General features: G+C 34.8%; 16 protein-coding genes. 5 read left to right on the top strand and 11 right to left on the bottom strand.

What is annotated here, in order from left to right:
* Positions 1–287: 287 nt before the first annotated feature.
* A complete protein-coding gene (locus tag WH267_RS11590) occupies positions 288–599 on the top strand; it encodes an NIL domain-containing protein (protein WP_115968719.1) in 312 nt (103 codons plus the stop codon).
* Between the two features lie 277 nt (positions 600–876).
* Here the strand turns inward: WH267_RS11590 and murA are convergent, their stop codons facing one another.
* Together murA and WH267_RS11580 are read right to left on the bottom strand one after the other, a co-directional pair.
* The gene (gene murA / locus WH267_RS11585; RefSeq protein ID WP_340008354.1) at positions 877–2184 is read right to left on the bottom strand and encodes a UDP-N-acetylglucosamine 1-carboxyvinyltransferase; all 1308 of its coding nucleotides are present in this window, start codon (positions 2182–2184) and stop codon (positions 877–879) included.
* Positions 2184–2852 (bottom strand): DUF4290 domain-containing protein, encoded by a 669-nt coding sequence (locus WH267_RS11580; RefSeq protein WP_340008351.1) that lies wholly within the window; start codon positions 2850–2852, stop codon positions 2184–2186. The genes murA and WH267_RS11580 overlap by 1 nt, the downstream gene beginning before the upstream one ends.
* A 187-nt stretch (positions 2853–3039) precedes the next feature.
* Between WH267_RS11580 and WH267_RS11575 the strand changes: the two genes are divergently transcribed.
* Complete coding sequence (locus WH267_RS11575) at positions 3040–4479, top strand: alpha-amylase (protein WP_123320645.1); 1440 nt, start codon at positions 3040–3042, stop codon at positions 4477–4479.
* Between the two features lie 126 nt (positions 4480–4605).
* On the opposite strand, the gene WH267_RS11570 is transcribed toward WH267_RS11575, so the two are convergent.
* Entirely contained in the window at positions 4606–5016 is a 411-nt protein-coding gene (locus WH267_RS11570) for a thiol-disulfide oxidoreductase DCC family protein (RefSeq protein WP_340008348.1), read from the bottom strand.
* A 5-nt stretch (positions 5017–5021) separates the two neighbouring features.
* Positions 5022–5489, bottom strand: coding sequence for a heme-binding domain-containing protein (locus WH267_RS11565; protein WP_340008346.1), 468 nt, complete (start codon positions 5487–5489; stop codon positions 5022–5024).
* Between the two features lie 469 nt (positions 5490–5958).
* On the opposite strand from WH267_RS11565, the gene katG reads away from it, so the two are divergent.
* A complete protein-coding gene (katG, locus tag WH267_RS11560; RefSeq protein ID WP_340008344.1) occupies positions 5959–8235 on the top strand; it encodes a catalase/peroxidase HPI in 2277 nt (758 codons plus the stop codon).
* Between the two features lie 125 nt (positions 8236–8360).
* Entirely contained in the window at positions 8361–9353 is a 993-nt protein-coding gene (locus WH267_RS11555; protein ID WP_123947261.1) for an RHS repeat protein, read from the top strand.
* A gap of 164 nt (positions 9354–9517) precedes the next feature.
* On the opposite strand, the gene WH267_RS11550 is transcribed toward WH267_RS11555, so the two are convergent.
* The 4 genes from WH267_RS11550 to WH267_RS25155 are packed head-to-tail and all read right to left on the bottom strand — an operon-like array spanning position 9518 to position 12868.
* Positions 9518–9922 (bottom strand): hypothetical protein, encoded by a 405-nt coding sequence (locus tag WH267_RS11550; RefSeq protein WP_115968726.1) that lies wholly within the window; start codon positions 9920–9922, stop codon positions 9518–9520.
* A 3-nt stretch (positions 9923–9925) separates the two neighbouring features.
* Positions 9926–11305, bottom strand: coding sequence for an RHS repeat-associated core domain-containing protein (locus tag WH267_RS25160; protein ID WP_445223274.1), 1380 nt, complete (start codon positions 11303–11305; stop codon positions 9926–9928).
* A gap of 10 nt (positions 11306–11315) precedes the next feature.
* On the bottom strand, positions 11316–11720 hold the full coding sequence (locus WH267_RS11540) for a hypothetical protein (RefSeq protein ID WP_340008342.1): 405 nt from the start codon (positions 11718–11720) through the stop codon (positions 11316–11318).
* Positions 11720–12868, bottom strand: coding sequence for an RHS repeat-associated core domain-containing protein (locus tag WH267_RS25155; protein ID WP_445223273.1), 1149 nt, complete (start codon positions 12866–12868; stop codon positions 11720–11722). Before WH267_RS25155 ends, WH267_RS11540 begins: the two co-directional genes overlap by 1 nt.
* 1076 nt (positions 12869–13944) lie before the next feature.
* On the opposite strand from WH267_RS25155, the gene WH267_RS25150 reads away from it, so the two are divergent.
* A complete protein-coding gene (locus WH267_RS25150) occupies positions 13945–14019 on the top strand; it encodes a bacteriocin-like protein (RefSeq protein WP_445223276.1) in 75 nt (24 codons plus the stop codon).
* Positions 14020–14140: 121 nt separating this feature from the next.
* On the opposite strand, the gene WH267_RS11530 is transcribed toward WH267_RS25150, so the two are convergent.
* From WH267_RS11530 to WH267_RS11520, 3 genes are all read right to left on the bottom strand, one after another.
* Positions 14141–14500, bottom strand: coding sequence for a hypothetical protein (locus WH267_RS11530; RefSeq protein WP_340008340.1), 360 nt, complete (start codon positions 14498–14500; stop codon positions 14141–14143).
* Positions 14501–14938: 438 nt separating this feature from the next.
* Complete coding sequence (locus WH267_RS11525; protein ID WP_340008338.1) at positions 14939–15289, bottom strand: enoyl-CoA hydratase; 351 nt, start codon at positions 15287–15289, stop codon at positions 14939–14941.
* Positions 15290–15303: 14 nt separating this feature from the next.
* Positions 15304–16328, bottom strand: a 1025-nt coding sequence (locus WH267_RS11520) for an RHS repeat domain-containing protein (RefSeq protein ID WP_340008336.1), incomplete at its 5' end; no start/stop codon positions are given.

Genomic DNA, 16328 nt, shown 5'->3' with positions numbered 1-16328 from the left:
TGGAAGCAGGAAGAGGGAGGCTGGAAGTTATTATTGAACAAATATTTTATGAAATTTAGAACTAACAAATTGACTTTAAGATGAATAGATTTACTTGTATTGATTTTTAAAATACAGTGACTTCCATCCTCCAGCTTCAAACTTCCTGACTTATTTAATTAAATGTTAAATTTAAAAAAATATTAGTCTACTTATTTGGTAGACTAATATTTTTTTATACTTTTGTGACAGATTTAAATGCAGAACAAAATATGATCTGAGAATGTTTAATTAAAAAATATTTAGCAATGATTACACCTAACCCTAGTCTGCAGGTTTTTCAAAATAAACTGAACCTGCCTAAAAAAGAATTATTATTGGAAATTGAGTTGAATGGCAAAATGAAATTTGAGCATTTAATGAATACAATCTATAATCAAATGGGGATCTGTCATAGAGTGTTGTCAGCAAATGTGGAATATGTGAACGGAAATAGTTTTGGTTCGGTACAATTATATATTAATGTCAATTCAGAGGATTATCAGAAACTGGAAGTCTATCTGAATAAAAATAAACTTTTGAATACGACGGTGGAGTATCTCTGCCGGAAGTATTCTTAGGGGAGATTCATATAGTTTTAATTACTCAAAGTGTCAGGTTTTTACCGGGCACTTTTTCTTTTTATGATCTCGCAGCCAAATAGATTATGCAGGTATTCTAACATGAAAAAATAAAATAAAAAGTTAGTAGATTTTAGAGAATCCTTTCAATTTTGACAATAGTTCCAATTGAAGGTGTGAACATTCCCGGGGTGTCAAAAATTCTCTGAATTTTTGATGGGGTGGTTAAAAAAAGCGTTCAGATCTCTCTGAACGCTCTATAGTAATAAAAATAAGTTTAGATTCTCTCAATATCAGCACCAATTGCTTTCAGTCTTCCATCGATGTTCTCATATCCTCTGTCGATTTGCTCGATGTTGTGGATAATAGATTTTCCTTCTGCAGAAAGGGCTGCAATAAGAAGGGCGTTTCCGGCTCTGATATCCGGGGAAACCATGGTTGTTCCTCTTAACGGAGCTTCCTGGTTTAATCCGATTACAGTTGCTCTGTGTGGATCACATAAAATGATCTGAGCTCCCATGTCGATTAATTTATCCACAAAGAATAATCTGGATTCAAACATTTTCTGATGAACCAGAATACTTCCTTTTGCCTGAGTTGCTACTACCAGAATAATAGAGAGTAAGTCAGGAGTGAATCCCGGCCATGGTGCATCAGAGATCGTAAGGATAGATCCGTCAATAAATTTTTGAATTTTATAATGCTCCTGAGCAGGAATGTAAATATCATCACCACTTTGCTCAAGCTGAATTCCCAGTTTTCTGAATGTATTAGGAATCACTCCCAATTGATTCCAGTTTACATTTTTGATGGTGATTTCAGATTTAGTCATGGCAGCAAGGCCAATCCATGATCCGATTTCTACCATGTCCGGAAGCATCGTGTGTTCGGTACCTTTTAAATATTCTACCCCTTCAATGGTAAGAAGGTTAGAACCGATCCCTGAAATATTAGCTCCCATCCTGTTCAGCATTTTACATAATTGCTGAAGATAAGGTTCGCAGGCAGCGTTATAAATTCTTGTTTTTCCTTTTGCTAAAGCGGCAGCCATCACAATATTAGCAGTACCGGTTACAGAAGCTTCTTCTAATAAGATGAATTTCCCTCTAAGCTCTTTCGCTTTTAAAGAATAGAAATATTCCTCTTCATCATAATGAAATTCAGCCCCAAGTTCAACCAGCCCCTGGAAGTGAGTATCCAATCTTCTTCTTCCGATCTTGTCTCCTCCCGGAGTTGGCATATAAGCTTCTCCGTAACGGGCAAGCATCGGTCCCATCAGCATGATGGATCCACGTAATTTGGCGCCGTCTTTTTTAAATTCATTGGACTTTATATAGTCGAAGTTTACTTTATCAGCTTTGAAGGTGTAATCTCCATGTCCGTTTTTAGTAACCTTTACACCGAAGTCTCCCAGAATTTCAATCAGCCTGTTGACATCGTGGATATCCGGAATATTTTTAATCCTTACTTCCTCGTCAGTCAGCAGTACTGCACACAGAATTTGTAGAGCCTCATTTTTGGCTCCTTGTGGAGTTATTTCACCCTGCAGTCTTTTCCCTCCTCTTATTTGAAATGTTCCACTCATTATTTTCTGTTTTTATGATTGTTATTATGCCTCCTTTTATTAGGCTGGTTATTATTATTTTTATTATTGTTGCTGTTTCGGTTGTTATTGTTATTATTTCGGTTGTTGTTATTACTGGTGTAGTAGATTTTACTTTTTTCAAGAGAATCTATTCCGGTAAGATCCAACCTGTTTTCAGACAGTTCTTTCAGGTGGCGGAAAATAACATCATCCGTCACATGTTCTTTATTATAGACATTATAAGACTTCTTCATATTGTTGGCAATCACTTCAATAAGGGCTTCTTTTTCATCACCCGTTTCCAGTTCTATTGCTTTTTCTATCAATTGAAGAATACTTTTTCCGTAAAACTTAAAGTCACCTTGAAGTTTCGGATATTCCATTCTTTTAGGTTTTTCTGCCAATTGTTCCATGGTTGGGAACGGATAAGGAGATTCTACATCCAGATCATGATTAGCAAGAATAAAAAGATGGTCCCAAAGTTTATGTTTATAATTTTCCTCGTCACGCAGTTGTGGGTTTCTCTGACCCATAAAATCGATGATTGCCATAGCCATTTCGTTCCTTTCCTCTTTGGTAGGAAGTTCTTTGCAGCGCTCAACCAACTGTTGTATAATTCTGCCATATTCCGGCATATGAAGCTGAGTTTTTTGGGTATTGTATTCCATAGTATGCAAATATATGGATTAAAAGAAAAATTGTTTCGAGAATCTTGAAAATTTATGATTTTTTAATGAAAATTTTAAAGATGATTCTCTTTGAATTATTATTTAAAATAAAAATATTTCTCCTTATTTTGAATTTGTTTTTAATAAAAATGTAAATTAGTTAATAGTTTGATAATTAAATATTCCAATGAAAAAAACACAATTTCTTCTTTCTCTATTGGCTTTAGCGCTTGTTGGCTCATGCCAGAATAACGATGAATTAAGTACAGACTCCCTGAAGAAGGAAGAAGTACATAATAAAATAGTAAATGTAACCCACCATGATGGAAGACCTTTCAGCACAGGAGCTGTATCCGGATCGGCGCAGGCAAAGTTTGTAGCAGGCCCGGGAGGCAGTGTACTGATGCAGGGGTTCTATTGGGATGTTCCTGATGGTGGAAATTGGTGGAATACGGTTAAAGACAAATTAACGGCATGGTCTGATGCCGGAATTGGTGCCGTATGGCTTCCTCCGGCTTCAAAAGCTCAAAACGGTGCCTATTCTATGGGGTATGATCCTACTGATTATTATGATTTTGGAAATTTTAATCAGAACGGAAGTACAGAAACCCGGTTCGGATCAAGAACGGAACTTGAAGCATTGATTACAAAAGCTCATGCAGAAAATATGCAGGTTTATGCTGATATTGTGATCAATCATAACAGTGGCGGGCAATCTGAAGCCAATCCGTTTACCGGAACCAATACCTGGACTAATTTCTCAGGAGTTGCTTCCGGAAAGTTTCAAAGAAATTACAATGACTTTTATAAAAATGCTTACGGAAATAATGATGAAGGGGCTTTTGGCGGATTCCCCGACCTTTGTCATGCCAATCCACATGTACAGGACTGGTTGTGGGGAAGAGATGATTCTGTTGCAAAGTATTATAAAAATGTAATGAAATTTGATGGCTGGAGATTCGATTATGTAAAAGGATTCGGTCCCTGGGTAGTGAATACCTGGAATTCTAAAGTAGGAGGTTTCTCTGTAGGCGAATTATGGGATTCTAATGTAAATACGTTAGAATGGTGGGCGAATAATGCCAACAGTTCCGTATTTGATTTTGCTGCCTATTATAAAATGGATGAAGCCTTTGACAACGGAAATCTGAATGTATTGAACGATGATATGATGTGGAAAAGAAATCCGTACAAAGCAGTAACTTTTGTTGCCAATCATGATACCGATATTATTTACAATAAAATGCCGGCCTATGCTTACATTTTAACCCATGAAGGCTATCCCACCATTTTTTACAGAGACTATGAAGAATGGCTGAATAAGGAAAGACTGAATAATCTGATCTGGATTCACAATAATAAAGCTACAGGAACCACTTCTATTTTATACACGGACAATGATGAATATATTGCAAGACGTAACGGTTACAACGGAAATCCGGGACTGGTGGTTTATATCAATACCTCATCAAGCTGGCAGGAAAGATGGATCGATACGAATTGGAGTAATCAGCAGATCAAAGATTTTACTGGAAATTCAAGCTGGTATCCGACAACGCAGGGAGATAAGCGGGTGAAAATTCAATGTCCGCCGAATAGTTACTCTGTGTGGTCACTTAATTTATGAGTAATGAGAGGCGATCGAAACTTATATTTTAATAAATAATAATACATATATTTCTCGCAGATTTTGCCGATAACGCAGATTTTTATAACCCAAGTAACTGTGTAAATCCGTAAAATCTGTGGGAAATTACACCTGAATAAACTTTTTCTTCTGATGCTGATCCGGAAGGTAACATTTCTGATTAGCCAGTTTCATTCTGTTTCTTGAAACCACATCATAAGCTTTATCGCTCAGAAAGGCAGGTAAGATTTTACCAATAGCTGAAAGTTTGTAAATTCCGCCTAATATATTGGCAATTTGAAGGATGGCTCGCGATTTTATGAAGTAATATTGTTTGGGTTTCCAAAGGTATAATGTGTTGAAAACCTTTGTATCCAGACCTCTTTCAGATAAAAACTGTTGTCCGAATTCGGATTGAAGTGAGGCAAACATAAATTGGTCTTTTTTATCTCTTTCCAGAATCCACTGTACCCAGAAATTGCAGACTCCACAATCTCCGTCAAAAAATACAATATGTTTATCTTCCCAGTTTTCCACCACTCTTATTTATTAAACATGATCCTTCTTTCTGTATCTTCTTTGGCCTGTTTGAAATATTGAATAAGATCTGCACGCTGTTCATCGGTCAGTTTTGCATCCTGATGTCCTAGATAATAGGATTCAAGCGGCATTTCTTTTTTCTCAACCATCTCCATACATTCCTCCAGTTTATGAAGCTGTCTTTGAGGTTCATATACTGCAAAGGTAGAAAAATTAAGATGTTTTCTGCCTTCATTAATATGATTTTTCACAAACCATGAAGTGGGTGAAATATCAGCATACCACGGATATTTAGTTTCATTGGAATGGCAGTCATAGCATGATGTCCTGATAATCTTAGCTATTTTTTCAGGAGTATTTTTTATTTTCAAAAAGTCCATGCCGGGTGTAGGGCGCGGATTGGTTTTATCAATAGGAAAAAACTGAATGAAAATAAAGGCGACAAGGAGAATGACTGCTACTTTTTTCATAGGGATTTATGTTTGCGGATTATAAAGATAGGTAATTTTTTTAATGGGAATGTTTTTAGGCTGGAAGCAGGGAGAAGGAAGCTGGAGGCACTAGAGAACGGAGAGGAAATATTCTTTTTTTATATGAGATGAGGAATATTGTAAGCGATATAATTGTCCTAAATTGTTTTCCCGTCTGCAATAAACTTCCATCTTCCAGCCTCCCGCTTCCATCTCTTCCTCCTTACATTGAGTTATTCTAAATAGAGTAGAAGGAGTTGAATGGATTTAAAAAATGACTAACTTAATACCACAATTGTGTCTTTAGTTCGGATGCTGTCGGGAATGTTTCTTTATAGTTTTTAACTATCATTGAAATAATTATTAATAGATTGTATTTATTGAATGAACGTTGTAAGTTTGTCATGACCTTACAACAATGAAGTTACTTAAACTGTATTAATCAATATAAAAAAATAAATAAACGACAATGGAAAAAGATTTGAATGACATCAGTAAATGCCCGTTTCATAACGGAACAATGAAGAAGAATGTAGCAGGTGAGGGAACTCAAAACAAAGATTGGTGGCCGGATCAGTTAAGAGTAGATCTTCTGCGCTCACACTCATCACTGTCTAATCCTATGGATCAGGACTTTGATTACGCAGAAGCATTTAAAAGTCTTGACCTTGAGGCTGTGAAAAGAGATCTTCACACTTTAATGACTGACTCACAGGATTGGTGGCCTGCAGATTTTGGTCACTACGGACCGTTATTCATCCGTATGGCCTGGCACAGTGCCGGAACATACCGTGTAGGAGATGGAAGAGGTGGAGCTGGAGCAGGACAACAGCGTTTTGCCCCACTGAACAGCTGGCCGGATAACGTAAGCCTTGATAAGGCAAGAAGACTATTATGGCCCATCAAACAGAAATATGGGAGAAATATATCTTGGGCAGACCTTTTAATTCTTACAGGAAATGTTGCCCTTGAATCTATGGGATTCAAAACTTTTGGTTTTGCAGGAGGAAGAGCAGATGTATGGGAACCGGATGCAGATGTATATTGGGGATCAGAAAAGACATGGCTGGGTGGTGACATCCGTTATGCTCACGGATCCGAAGGAGCTGTAGAAGGACATGCAGCGGTTCTTCCTACCGATGATAATGCAGATGGAGATATTCACTCCAGAAACCTTGAAAATCCACTGGCAGCAGTACAAATGGGATTAATTTATGTAAATCCTGAAGGTCCGGACGGAAATCCTGATCCGATTGCAGCGGCTAAAGATATCAGAGATACTTTTGGACGTATGGCAATGGATGATGAGGAAACAGTTGCTTTAATTGCAGGTGGACATACTTTTGGAAAAACTCACGGTGCGGGCCCTGCAGATCATGTGGGTAAAGAACCGGAAGGAGCAGGGATTGAACAGCAGGGATTAGGATGGTCAAGCAGTTATAAATCAGGAAGCGGAAGAGATGCTATTTCCAGTGGTCTGGAAGTGACCTGGACTGAGACTCCGACTCAATGGAGTAATTATTTCTTTAAAAACTTATTTGAAAATGAATGGGAACTGACCAAAAGCCCTGCCGGAGCTCACCAATGGGTAGCGAAGGCTGGTGCAGAGATTATTCCTGATGCATTTGATCCTAACAAAAAGCATAGACCAACAATGCTTACCACGGATCTTTCTTTAAGATTAGATCCTGTTTACGAAAAAATTTCAAGACATTTTTATGAAAATCCAGATGCGTTTGCAGATGCATTTGCAAGGGCATGGTTTAAATTAACGCACAGAGATATGGGACCGCGTGCCCGTTATCTGGGACCGGATGTTCCTCAGGAAGAACTGATCTGGCAGGATCCTATTCCGGAAGTAGATCATGAATTGGTAAATGATGCTGATGTAGAATCTCTTAAAGCAAAAGTTCTGAATTCAGTATTGACAATTTCTGAATTAGTTTCAACAGCTTGGGCTTCTGCTTCTACTTTCAGAGGAAGTGATAAGAGGGGAGGAGCGAATGGTGCAAGAGTAAGATTAGAGCCTCAAAGAAACTGGGCAGTCAATAATCCGGCTCAATTACAAAAGGTATTGGGAGTATTGGAAGGAATTCAAAATGAATTTAATGCTCAAAATGGAAGTAAGAAAATATCTTTAGCGGATTTAATTGTTTTAGGAGGAAGTGCAGCTGTTGAAGCTGCTGCAAAAAACGCAGGGCACGATGTGAAAGTTCCTTTTGCACCAGGAAGAATGGATGCTTCTCAAGCGCAGACTGATATAGAATCTATGGGATATCTTGAACCTGCAGCGGATGGATTCCGTAATTATCTGAAAACAAAATTCACGGTTTCTACAGAATCCTTATTAATTGATAAAGCTCAGTTGTTAACGCTTACTGCTCCGGAATTAACCGTATTGGTGGGAGGAATGCGAGCTTTGGATACTAATTTTGACGGTTCAAAAAATGGTGTATTTACCAGCCGTCCGGGAGTTCTTACCAATGATTTCTTTGTGAATCTTCTGGATATGGGAACGCAGTGGAAAGCAATGTCAGACGATAAAGAAGTATATATGGGAACAGACCGTAAAACAGGTCAGCCAAAATGGACGGCTACCCGTGCCGATCTTGTTTTCGGGTCAAACTCTGAACTAAGAGCGATTTCAGAAGTGTATGGAAGTGCTGATGCGCAAGGTAAATTTATCAATGATTTTATTTCTGCCTGGACGAAGGTGATGAATCTGGATAGGTTTGATCTGGCTTAAATAAGCATTTTAAATAAAAATAGTAAAAGACAGCAGTAATGGCTGTCTTTTTTATTACCAAAGAAATACCGAAATTTGTGGAAACTGGCAATAATACTTCGTTCCTGAGAAAAACTAAAAATTCAATGAAACAAATTTTACTACTATCATTATCTGTACTCATGCTGATTTCCTGTCAAAAAAAGAATCAAAATCAGGCTAAAGAACAAGAGGATCTTCCAATGGTGTCTGCTTCTAAAGTAAAGGTTCCGATACTTCAGAAAAACTATAAAACACTGCAGATACAGGGCAGGGTGAAATCGATTGAGGTTACAGGATACCAACAGTCTATTCTCCATGCTGATATGGAACATTCGGTGACAAAAACTATTTATAAATTTGATGAGAACGGAAATTTGACGGAAGAAACCGCTTATCTTCAAAACAATGAATTTGGGAGAAGATACCAATATTATTATGATGCAATGGGAAATGCCGTTAAAACAGTAGGGTTTGAAGAAAGTGATAAGAAAAAGTCAGTAAATAGGTTGACCCTTAACAAAAAAGGAATCGTTATTAGTGATAAAAAAATTGAATTCTCAAAGACTAAAAATAACGAAGATACCATTAGAAGACGGGAATATATTAACGATATCAAAGAAATGAATGATGCTGTTTTGAGTTATTCGTCTTATGAAAAGTCAAAACCTAAACAGACTACCCAATGGATCAAACAATATAAGAACGGAAATCTGATAAGTGAAAAGACATCTAATAACCTGCCTGAAGGGGAAACTGAAACTACTTACAGCTATGACAGTAACAATAACCTGATTATGCAGGAAGAAACCGGACTTTATCCAATAGTTCGGAAATGGAAGTATGATAAGAAAGGAAATGCGATCTATCAGCAGGTTGTGAATGATAAAGAAAGTATTTTTTCTGAGTTAAAGAAAACATTTGATGAATATGGAAATATTACAGAACTAACAGTCATTGAAAATGGAAAAATAGATGAGAGAGTATCTGTTAAATATGAATATACATACGATTCACAGCATAATTGGATTCAGATGAAGCGCTTTACATTGAACGGTGATAAAATTTCAGTAACAGATAGAAAAATTGTCTATTACTAAGGGAAATTAAATGTCCTTAATGAAATATAAAAACCACCGCAATTTTGCGGTGGTTTTATTTTTATCTGCCACACGATAAAATCTTGCGGGAGCAGGGCTTTCCTAAAACGAACTAAATTACAAAACATTATGTAAATGAAAACTTGACTCAAATGAGCGAATTTTTATTTTTCTTTATAACAAAGCCCATTTATATTATCAGTTATAAATAAATCTTTTTTAACATTATACTCTCTGTCAAAAGGAATTAATGTACCATTATAAGTAATACCTCTAAGATTGTGTGATACCAAATTTTTAGGATACAGAGAAATAAGATTGAATTTATAATTCTTATCTACAATAATCAAATCTTTTCTTTTACAGTTTGTTTTAGTCTTTGCTGATACAATTTTTATTATTGCAGTATTTTTTATACTGGCATCTATTTTTTCTGCATATATCAAATATGTATTTTCAATAGAGTCAATTTTAATAACTTTATAATTATACCCTTCACTAATCTTTGGCTTTATTCCACAAGAATATATAATGAATAATGATGCTAAAGTAAATATTATCTTTTTCATAAATTAAGGATAGGTTTGAACAACTTTAGGTTTCTTAACACCACTTGGGTCAGTCACAAAAAATTCAGCCTTACCGCTTTTGTATAAAATATTAGAGGCTTTTCCGTTTTTATCAAAATATCTAACATCATATGCATCTGTTTGCGGAGTTGCAGAATTATGAGCTGCATTATATATACTAAAAGGATTATCATTTTCAGCTTGAGTAGCAACCCCTGCATTTATTCCAAATTTTCTGGAAATTAAAGCTCCTTGATATGATTCGGTTACTTCATGTAGCATATCTGCGCCAGGTTTTCCAAAATAATCACTCATCGCCCCTAAAACAGTAGGATTTACCTCTTGTTTTGTTTCTGTTATAGCACTAATAGAATTACCGTCTTTACTTAATTGATAACTCGTCTTATTTCCAGAAAAAGTACCTCCAACATATAAAAGTCCTGCTTCAGTTGTATTTGTATTTTCAGCCTTTACGTTTACTTTCACAGAATGGTCATCAATTGCATTAGCTAATTGCTGAGCATCTCCAGATAGTTTTTTACTGAGATTATTTTGTTTATAGGAAACTTTACCATTACTATCTTTACTTAGAGTAAGTTCAGAAGAAACCGATTTTTGCAATTCTTTTAACGCAGCATCTGCTGCACCTCCAGTAATAATTACATCTTTATTTTGTCTTCCATCTGGATCAATGAATCTGATTGGATTGTTAAAAGCATAATTATAAGGACTATGTCTCGTCATTTTCTCCGCCAGCGGATCCACCACGCCCCATCTTCCAATATCAGGCATATACATTCTAGCCCCATAATCATACATCCCGGTCTCCTGCAGCTCCTTACCATTGTACTTGTAATTATAGTTTGGATTACCTCCTAATATATTATACCCTTCGTGTTTCAACCCAAAAGGATAATAATTATTCTCCTCAAGAACTTCTATTCCCGTACCATTTTTGAAATAACTCAATCGTACATTTCCTAAATGATCTGCGTAATTGTAAATATACTTATTATTTTCAAAATTAAAATAACCTTCTGAAGTAGGAACAAATTTCAAACTTGCTTCTGTATATTGGAAACCATCCAGATAATCTGTAGCTAAGCCAGCCGTTCCTGATTTTTTAACCTTTGTTCCATCCGCTCTGTAGATATAATAAGTTGTTTTTGAATCTTGGATAACCTGTTGAGGCAAATTCAAGTAATTATATTTGATGGATGAGATTTTTTTATCCGGATGAGCAGTGTATAAGTAAAAAACCTTTGCTCTTGCAAAGGTTCTTTTATTTTGATTGCTCAAAGTCAGGAGACTTTGCGCAGCTGGGGGTTTTATTTTTATCATGACACAAGCGTGACGCTTGCCAGCAATGGAAGCTTTTATCATATTTAGAATTTTAATTAGAGTAATTGAATTTAAAAGGTTTATGGGAGTTATTCTCTATAATAATTAGATTTTTATTATCAAAATTATCTAATATTTTTCTCATGTTATCTATCAAAAATTCTATTGAATTTTCAGACAAACCAATGCTATTAATTATAAGGTTTTTCTCTCCATCAACCAATATTTTTAGTAGAACAACGTGTAATTTCCCTAAAAGGTCATCAATTCTAATGTTAGTATTTGTTAAATGGAAGAAAGAATCAATCAGAGAATCTCTCTCTTTCATATCTATTTTTTCAAAAAAAGAAATTATTTTAATAGAATATGAATAATTAAAGTTTATAAAAATGTATTCCTCTTTATTTTTTAAATCCTGTAATTCTTGAAAGCTTATTTTTGATAAGTTACTGTTCATTATTTTGTTGGTAATTTATAGATTTTAATTCCATAGTTGCTCGGGTTTGCACGATGAAAATTACCTTTGGTAATAACTTCTTCTACATATTTAAAATTACCCGTTTTCAATCCATATTGTATAGCTGCATTCATTCTATGATTACCATCTGTCAAGATATATTTTCCTTCGTGAATGTAACCAGCCCCACCTGTCGACTTATAAGTTCCGCTTACCATTTGTTCATAATAATTAGCCACAATATTTGGGTTAATTGATTTTTGAGCGCTTTTAATTCCATTAGCTTCTGCGGATGCTGAAATTTCTAAAGCAAGTGAAGAAGTTTTTTCACCTGAGGAAAACAATGTTTTAAGAGATTTAAGAGCATCCCAAGCTCCCTTAGGGTTTTTCAGTATGCTGTAAAGTCCTTCTGCTCCTAAAATTGCTCCCGCAGTACCTTCTCCTCCTTTCTCTATCCCATATATTGTAGCAATATTACTTGCTTCTTTAGCATCACTTTGAGAAATTACTCCTTGATTTCTTGCTTCATTTACACCCTCTGCATAATCTTCATTATAGCCTCCGAGTGGACCAGAAGAAGTAAATGTAGGAACTTTTTTACCCTTTTCGTCAAGTATTACTAAATCCGTAGATTTTTTGATGTTTTTGTAAGTGCCGTCTTTCTGTTTTTGATACCAATCTGTATTTTGTCTTCCATCAGGGTCAACAAACATTATAGGGTTGTTATATGCGTAGGCATAGGTAGACCATCTTCTCGAAGTTTCAGCCAAAGGGTCAACAACTCCCCATCTTCCCAAGTCAGGCATATACATCCTTGCCCCATAATCATACATACCAGTCTCCTGAAGCTCCTTGCCGTTGTACTTATAATTATAACTAGGATTACTTCCTAATATATTATACCCTTCATGTTTCAACCCAAAAGGATAATAATTATTCTCCTCAAGAACTTCTATTCCCGTACCATTTTTGAAATAACTCAATCGTACATTTCCTAAATGATCTGCGTAATTGTAAATATACTTATTATTTTCAAAATTAAAATAACCTTCTGAAGTAGGAACAAATTTTAGGTTTGTTTCAGTGTACTGGAAATCATCCAGGTAATCTGTGGCTAAACCTGCTGTTCCTGATTTTTTAACTTTCACACCATCTGCTCTATAAAGATAATTGGCGATTTTTGAGTCCTGGGTGACCTGTTCAGGTCAATTCCTAGTTTTGATAAATGTCAGAAACTTTGTTAAGTCTGTTTCCTGTATAATCGTCCATCAGATTATCTGTGCGTTTAGGTTATAGTTCATAGCGGGAAATATAAAAACCATTGCAAAATTAGCAATGGTTCTTTTTTTTATTGAAGGCACGAGCGTGACGCTCGCGCCAGCTAAGGGAGATGTATTTATATCATAGTTATCATTTTCATCTATTAAATAAATTCCCATATTACCATATATCTGCGCTCTATAATTTATTCCCTTTTTTATCAGTAGCGTAGGGTTCTCGAATATGTAATTGTATAATCTCAATATCATTTTTGTATCTATGATATTTTCCGTCAAAATCTAAATATTTACTATCATTTAAGATCTTGTTACTGTCATAATTAATTATTTTAAAATTATTTATGTCATTATTTATAAATTTTGTAGCAGAATTTCCATTTACGATAAAACATTTTTGATTTATCCAAATAATATCCACATCATCTAAATTTCCAGTTTCTACATAGTTGTTGGGTATTGTAATACCATAATATTTACCAGGAATAATAAGGCATTTCCCCCCAATTGTTTTCCAGACAGTAAAACACTTGTCATTTGATATGCAATAAAAATTTCTTTTAAAAGCAAACCAACCGAAAAACAATCCAATAAAAAGTAAAAAGTAAAAAGTAAATGAGAGCTTTTAATGATATTTTCATAACTAAAATTTAGGTGTATTAAACGGATTATTCCCCTCGCTGTCGCGAGCTTCTAGCTCGTGTCATTTATCAAAAGAATAAGTAATAAGCTTATCTCAGCTCAAGTAACCATAACTTATATTACAAAAAGGAGATATAATTTTTCATTGTAAAAATAACTAAAGATAAAATACAAAACCCTCACTGTTGCGAAGGTTTGTTATTTATTTTAGCACGAGCATGATGCTCGCGCTAGCGGGGGCTAATTTTAGATAAGCGGTATCCGAAAAGCTTAGAGAGTAGGAAAAAGACTAAATAACAAAAACTATGAAAAATTTTAAAAAATTATCCAGAGAAGAACAAAAGTACAGTCTACTCCTTACCCTGAGTTTTACTGTATAATAGGGTAAATAAAAATAGTCAGTAATTTATTTACTGACTATTTTTTGTATTGTGAAGGTTTGTTATTTATTTTAGTATGAGCATGATGCTCGCGCTAGCAGGGGAAGGGTGTAAAGAATCATTATTTTTTATTTAAAACAATGTTTTCTTCAATCATCATAAGTTTTTGATTGCCAATTATCTTAAGCTTATAGTCTCTTTTATTCATATAGCCGTTTGATAACATATTAGTTACTACATTTTCTTTATTACATCTTAGATACAAAGTATCCTGAAAAATCTCCCACTTACCAACACAATTTGGATAAGCATCTTGGGATTTATATGCCATATCAAAACTATCTTTTCTTATTGAAAGATTATATTCTTTGGTGAATCCATTAGAAACACTTTTGTATTGATAATTACCAGATATATTTTTCTTTATAGTACAAGAGCATACTATAAAAAACAAACAGTAAAACATTCCTAATTTTCTCATTATTTAGTTTTTATATTTGGATAATCCCCCTCTCTGTCGCGAGCTTCTAGCTCGTGTCATTTATCAAAAGAATAAGTAATAAGCTTATCTCAGCTCAAGTAACCATAACTTATATTACAAAAAGGAGATATAATTTTTCATTGTAAAAATAACTAAAGATAAAATACAAAACACTCACTGTTGTGAAGGTTTGTTATTTATTTTAGCACGTGTATGATGCTCTCACTAGCGAGGGACTTTGCGCAGGAGGGAGTAGTGGTGTTTTTAAAAAAATTCTATAATAAGAAGGCTATCTCAAAAATGAGATAGCCTTTATGTTTATCAGCTCAAAGTCCGGAGACTTTGCGCAGCGGGCAATCGTGCGGGAGCGAGGGGTTCATATTATAATCAAAATAAAAAGGATAGGCTTGGAAGTATGCTTAGCTGAGGCTAATATGCTTAAAATAAAATATTCCCATTTTCTTCAATTTCCCCTTCTAAATATCCAATAACTTTATCTAAATTTTGATTTAGATAAAACATTCCATAATATTTATCTCCTGAAATACTTATGAATTTTAAAGTATGATCGATATAATTTTCTAAATTTGAAATTAAGATTTCTATTTGTTTTGCCAATTTATAATTCTTATTTCTTATAGCAGTGAAATGTCTAATCTTATAAATACCTATTAAATTATCTCTTTCAAAGTTATTACTAGTACTTATTTTGATTTTATAATTTTTAATATTACCAAGAAAACTTCTTTTTTGTTTAATTAGATTAAAAACCTCTTCAATTATTAACATGATTTTAAAATTTATTATTTTGATCTAGGCATAACATATTCAACTTTAGCCCCATACACAACTCCTGGAACTAACCATTCAGCCTCACCTAAGGTGAATGGGTTTGGACTAGCTTCAGTAATTTTGAATTTTTTAGACATTATAATTCCAGGAATTCCATTTTTATACATCGCTACACCTGTTGCAAAATCTTTTGCCGTTTCTTTACTACTACTCCAACTAGTCCAAATACTAAGATTATCTCCACCTGCATGTTCTTCCATGTCACTATGAGGGCCCCATGTAGTTGCTATTTGCCTAAAGCCATTAGGAATAGCAATACCTTGAACTGCTTCAAAATACATAGATCCTTTTGCTTTTGAAGAAACACCCCTGTACAATGTGATTGATTGTTCTTTTCTTGATGTATCTCCTTCAAGTGTTAAAGGAAGTGTCCATAAACTTATTTTACCAAGAGTTCCTAATACTGCATCAAAACTTAAACTTGAACCAATTCCTTCTAATGCTATTTCTCCTACGTTTATTACAGGTCTAGAAATGGTCGCTGCAGGTGCAACTGTAGTAATATTATTACTTTTTTCATTCTTACTAAAAATATTTCTAAAAAAGTTTTTAATACTTGACCAGCCCCCTTCAGAAGCTCCTTTATTTTTTGTAGGGGGATCATCATTCATTAAATCTTTCATCGTCATGAATTGTTCAGGTTTCATCCCATCGGGATCAATAAACCTTATTGGATTGTTTACTGCATAATTATACGGAGAAAATTTTCTTGAGATTTCTGCCAACGGATCCACCACACCCCATCTTCCTAGATCCGGCATATACATCCTTGCCCCATAATCATACATACCGGTCTCCTGCAACTCCTTTCCATTGTACTTATATTGATAATTCGGATTTCCTGTCAATCCATTATACCCTTCATGTTTCAACCCAAAAGGATAATAATTATTCTCCTCAAGAACTTCTATTCCCGTACCATTTTTGAAATAACTCAATCGTACATTTCCCAAATGGTCTGCGTAATTGTAAATGT

The organism is Chryseobacterium sp. MYb328 (assembly GCF_037572595.1).
In the GTDB taxonomy this organism is placed as follows: domain Bacteria; phylum Bacteroidota; class Bacteroidia; order Flavobacteriales; family Weeksellaceae; genus Chryseobacterium; species Chryseobacterium pennae.
This window is presented reverse-complemented; position numbering and strand designations above follow the sequence as displayed.

What these genes read in the sequence shown, in the direction of transcription:
- WH267_RS11590 (WP_115968719.1), top strand. Translation starts at nt 288, where the DNA reads ATGATTACACCTAACCCTAGTCTGCAGGTTTTTCAAAATAAACTGAAC.
- murA (WP_340008354.1), bottom strand. Translation starts at nt 2,184, where the DNA reads ATGAGTGGAACATTTCAAATAAGAGGAGGGAAAAGACTGCAGGGTGAA.
- WH267_RS11580 (WP_340008351.1), bottom strand. Translation starts at nt 2,852, where the DNA reads ATGGAATACAATACCCAAAAAACTCAGCTTCATATGCCGGAATATGGC.
- WH267_RS11575 (WP_123320645.1), top strand. Translation starts at nt 3,040, where the DNA reads ATGAAAAAAACACAATTTCTTCTTTCTCTATTGGCTTTAGCGCTTGTT.
- WH267_RS11565 (WP_340008346.1), bottom strand. Translation starts at nt 5,489, where the DNA reads ATGAAAAAAGTAGCAGTCATTCTCCTTGTCGCCTTTATTTTCATTCAG.
- katG (WP_340008344.1), top strand. Translation starts at nt 5,959, where the DNA reads ATGGAAAAAGATTTGAATGACATCAGTAAATGCCCGTTTCATAACGGA.
- WH267_RS11555 (WP_123947261.1), top strand. Translation starts at nt 8,361, where the DNA reads ATGAAACAAATTTTACTACTATCATTATCTGTACTCATGCTGATTTCC.
- WH267_RS11550 (WP_115968726.1), bottom strand. Translation starts at nt 9,922, where the DNA reads ATGAAAAAGATAATATTTACTTTAGCATCATTATTCATTATATATTCT.
- WH267_RS25160 (WP_445223274.1), bottom strand. Translation starts at nt 11,305, where the DNA reads ATGATAAAAGCTTCCATTGCTGGCAAGCGTCACGCTTGTGTCATGATA.
- WH267_RS11540 (WP_340008342.1), bottom strand. Translation starts at nt 11,720, where the DNA reads ATGAACAGTAACTTATCAAAAATAAGCTTTCAAGAATTACAGGATTTA.
- WH267_RS11530 (WP_340008340.1), bottom strand. Translation starts at nt 14,500, where the DNA reads ATGAGAAAATTAGGAATGTTTTACTGTTTGTTTTTTATAGTATGCTCT.
- WH267_RS11525 (WP_340008338.1), bottom strand. Translation starts at nt 15,289, where the DNA reads ATGTTAATAATTGAAGAGGTTTTTAATCTAATTAAACAAAAAAGAAGT.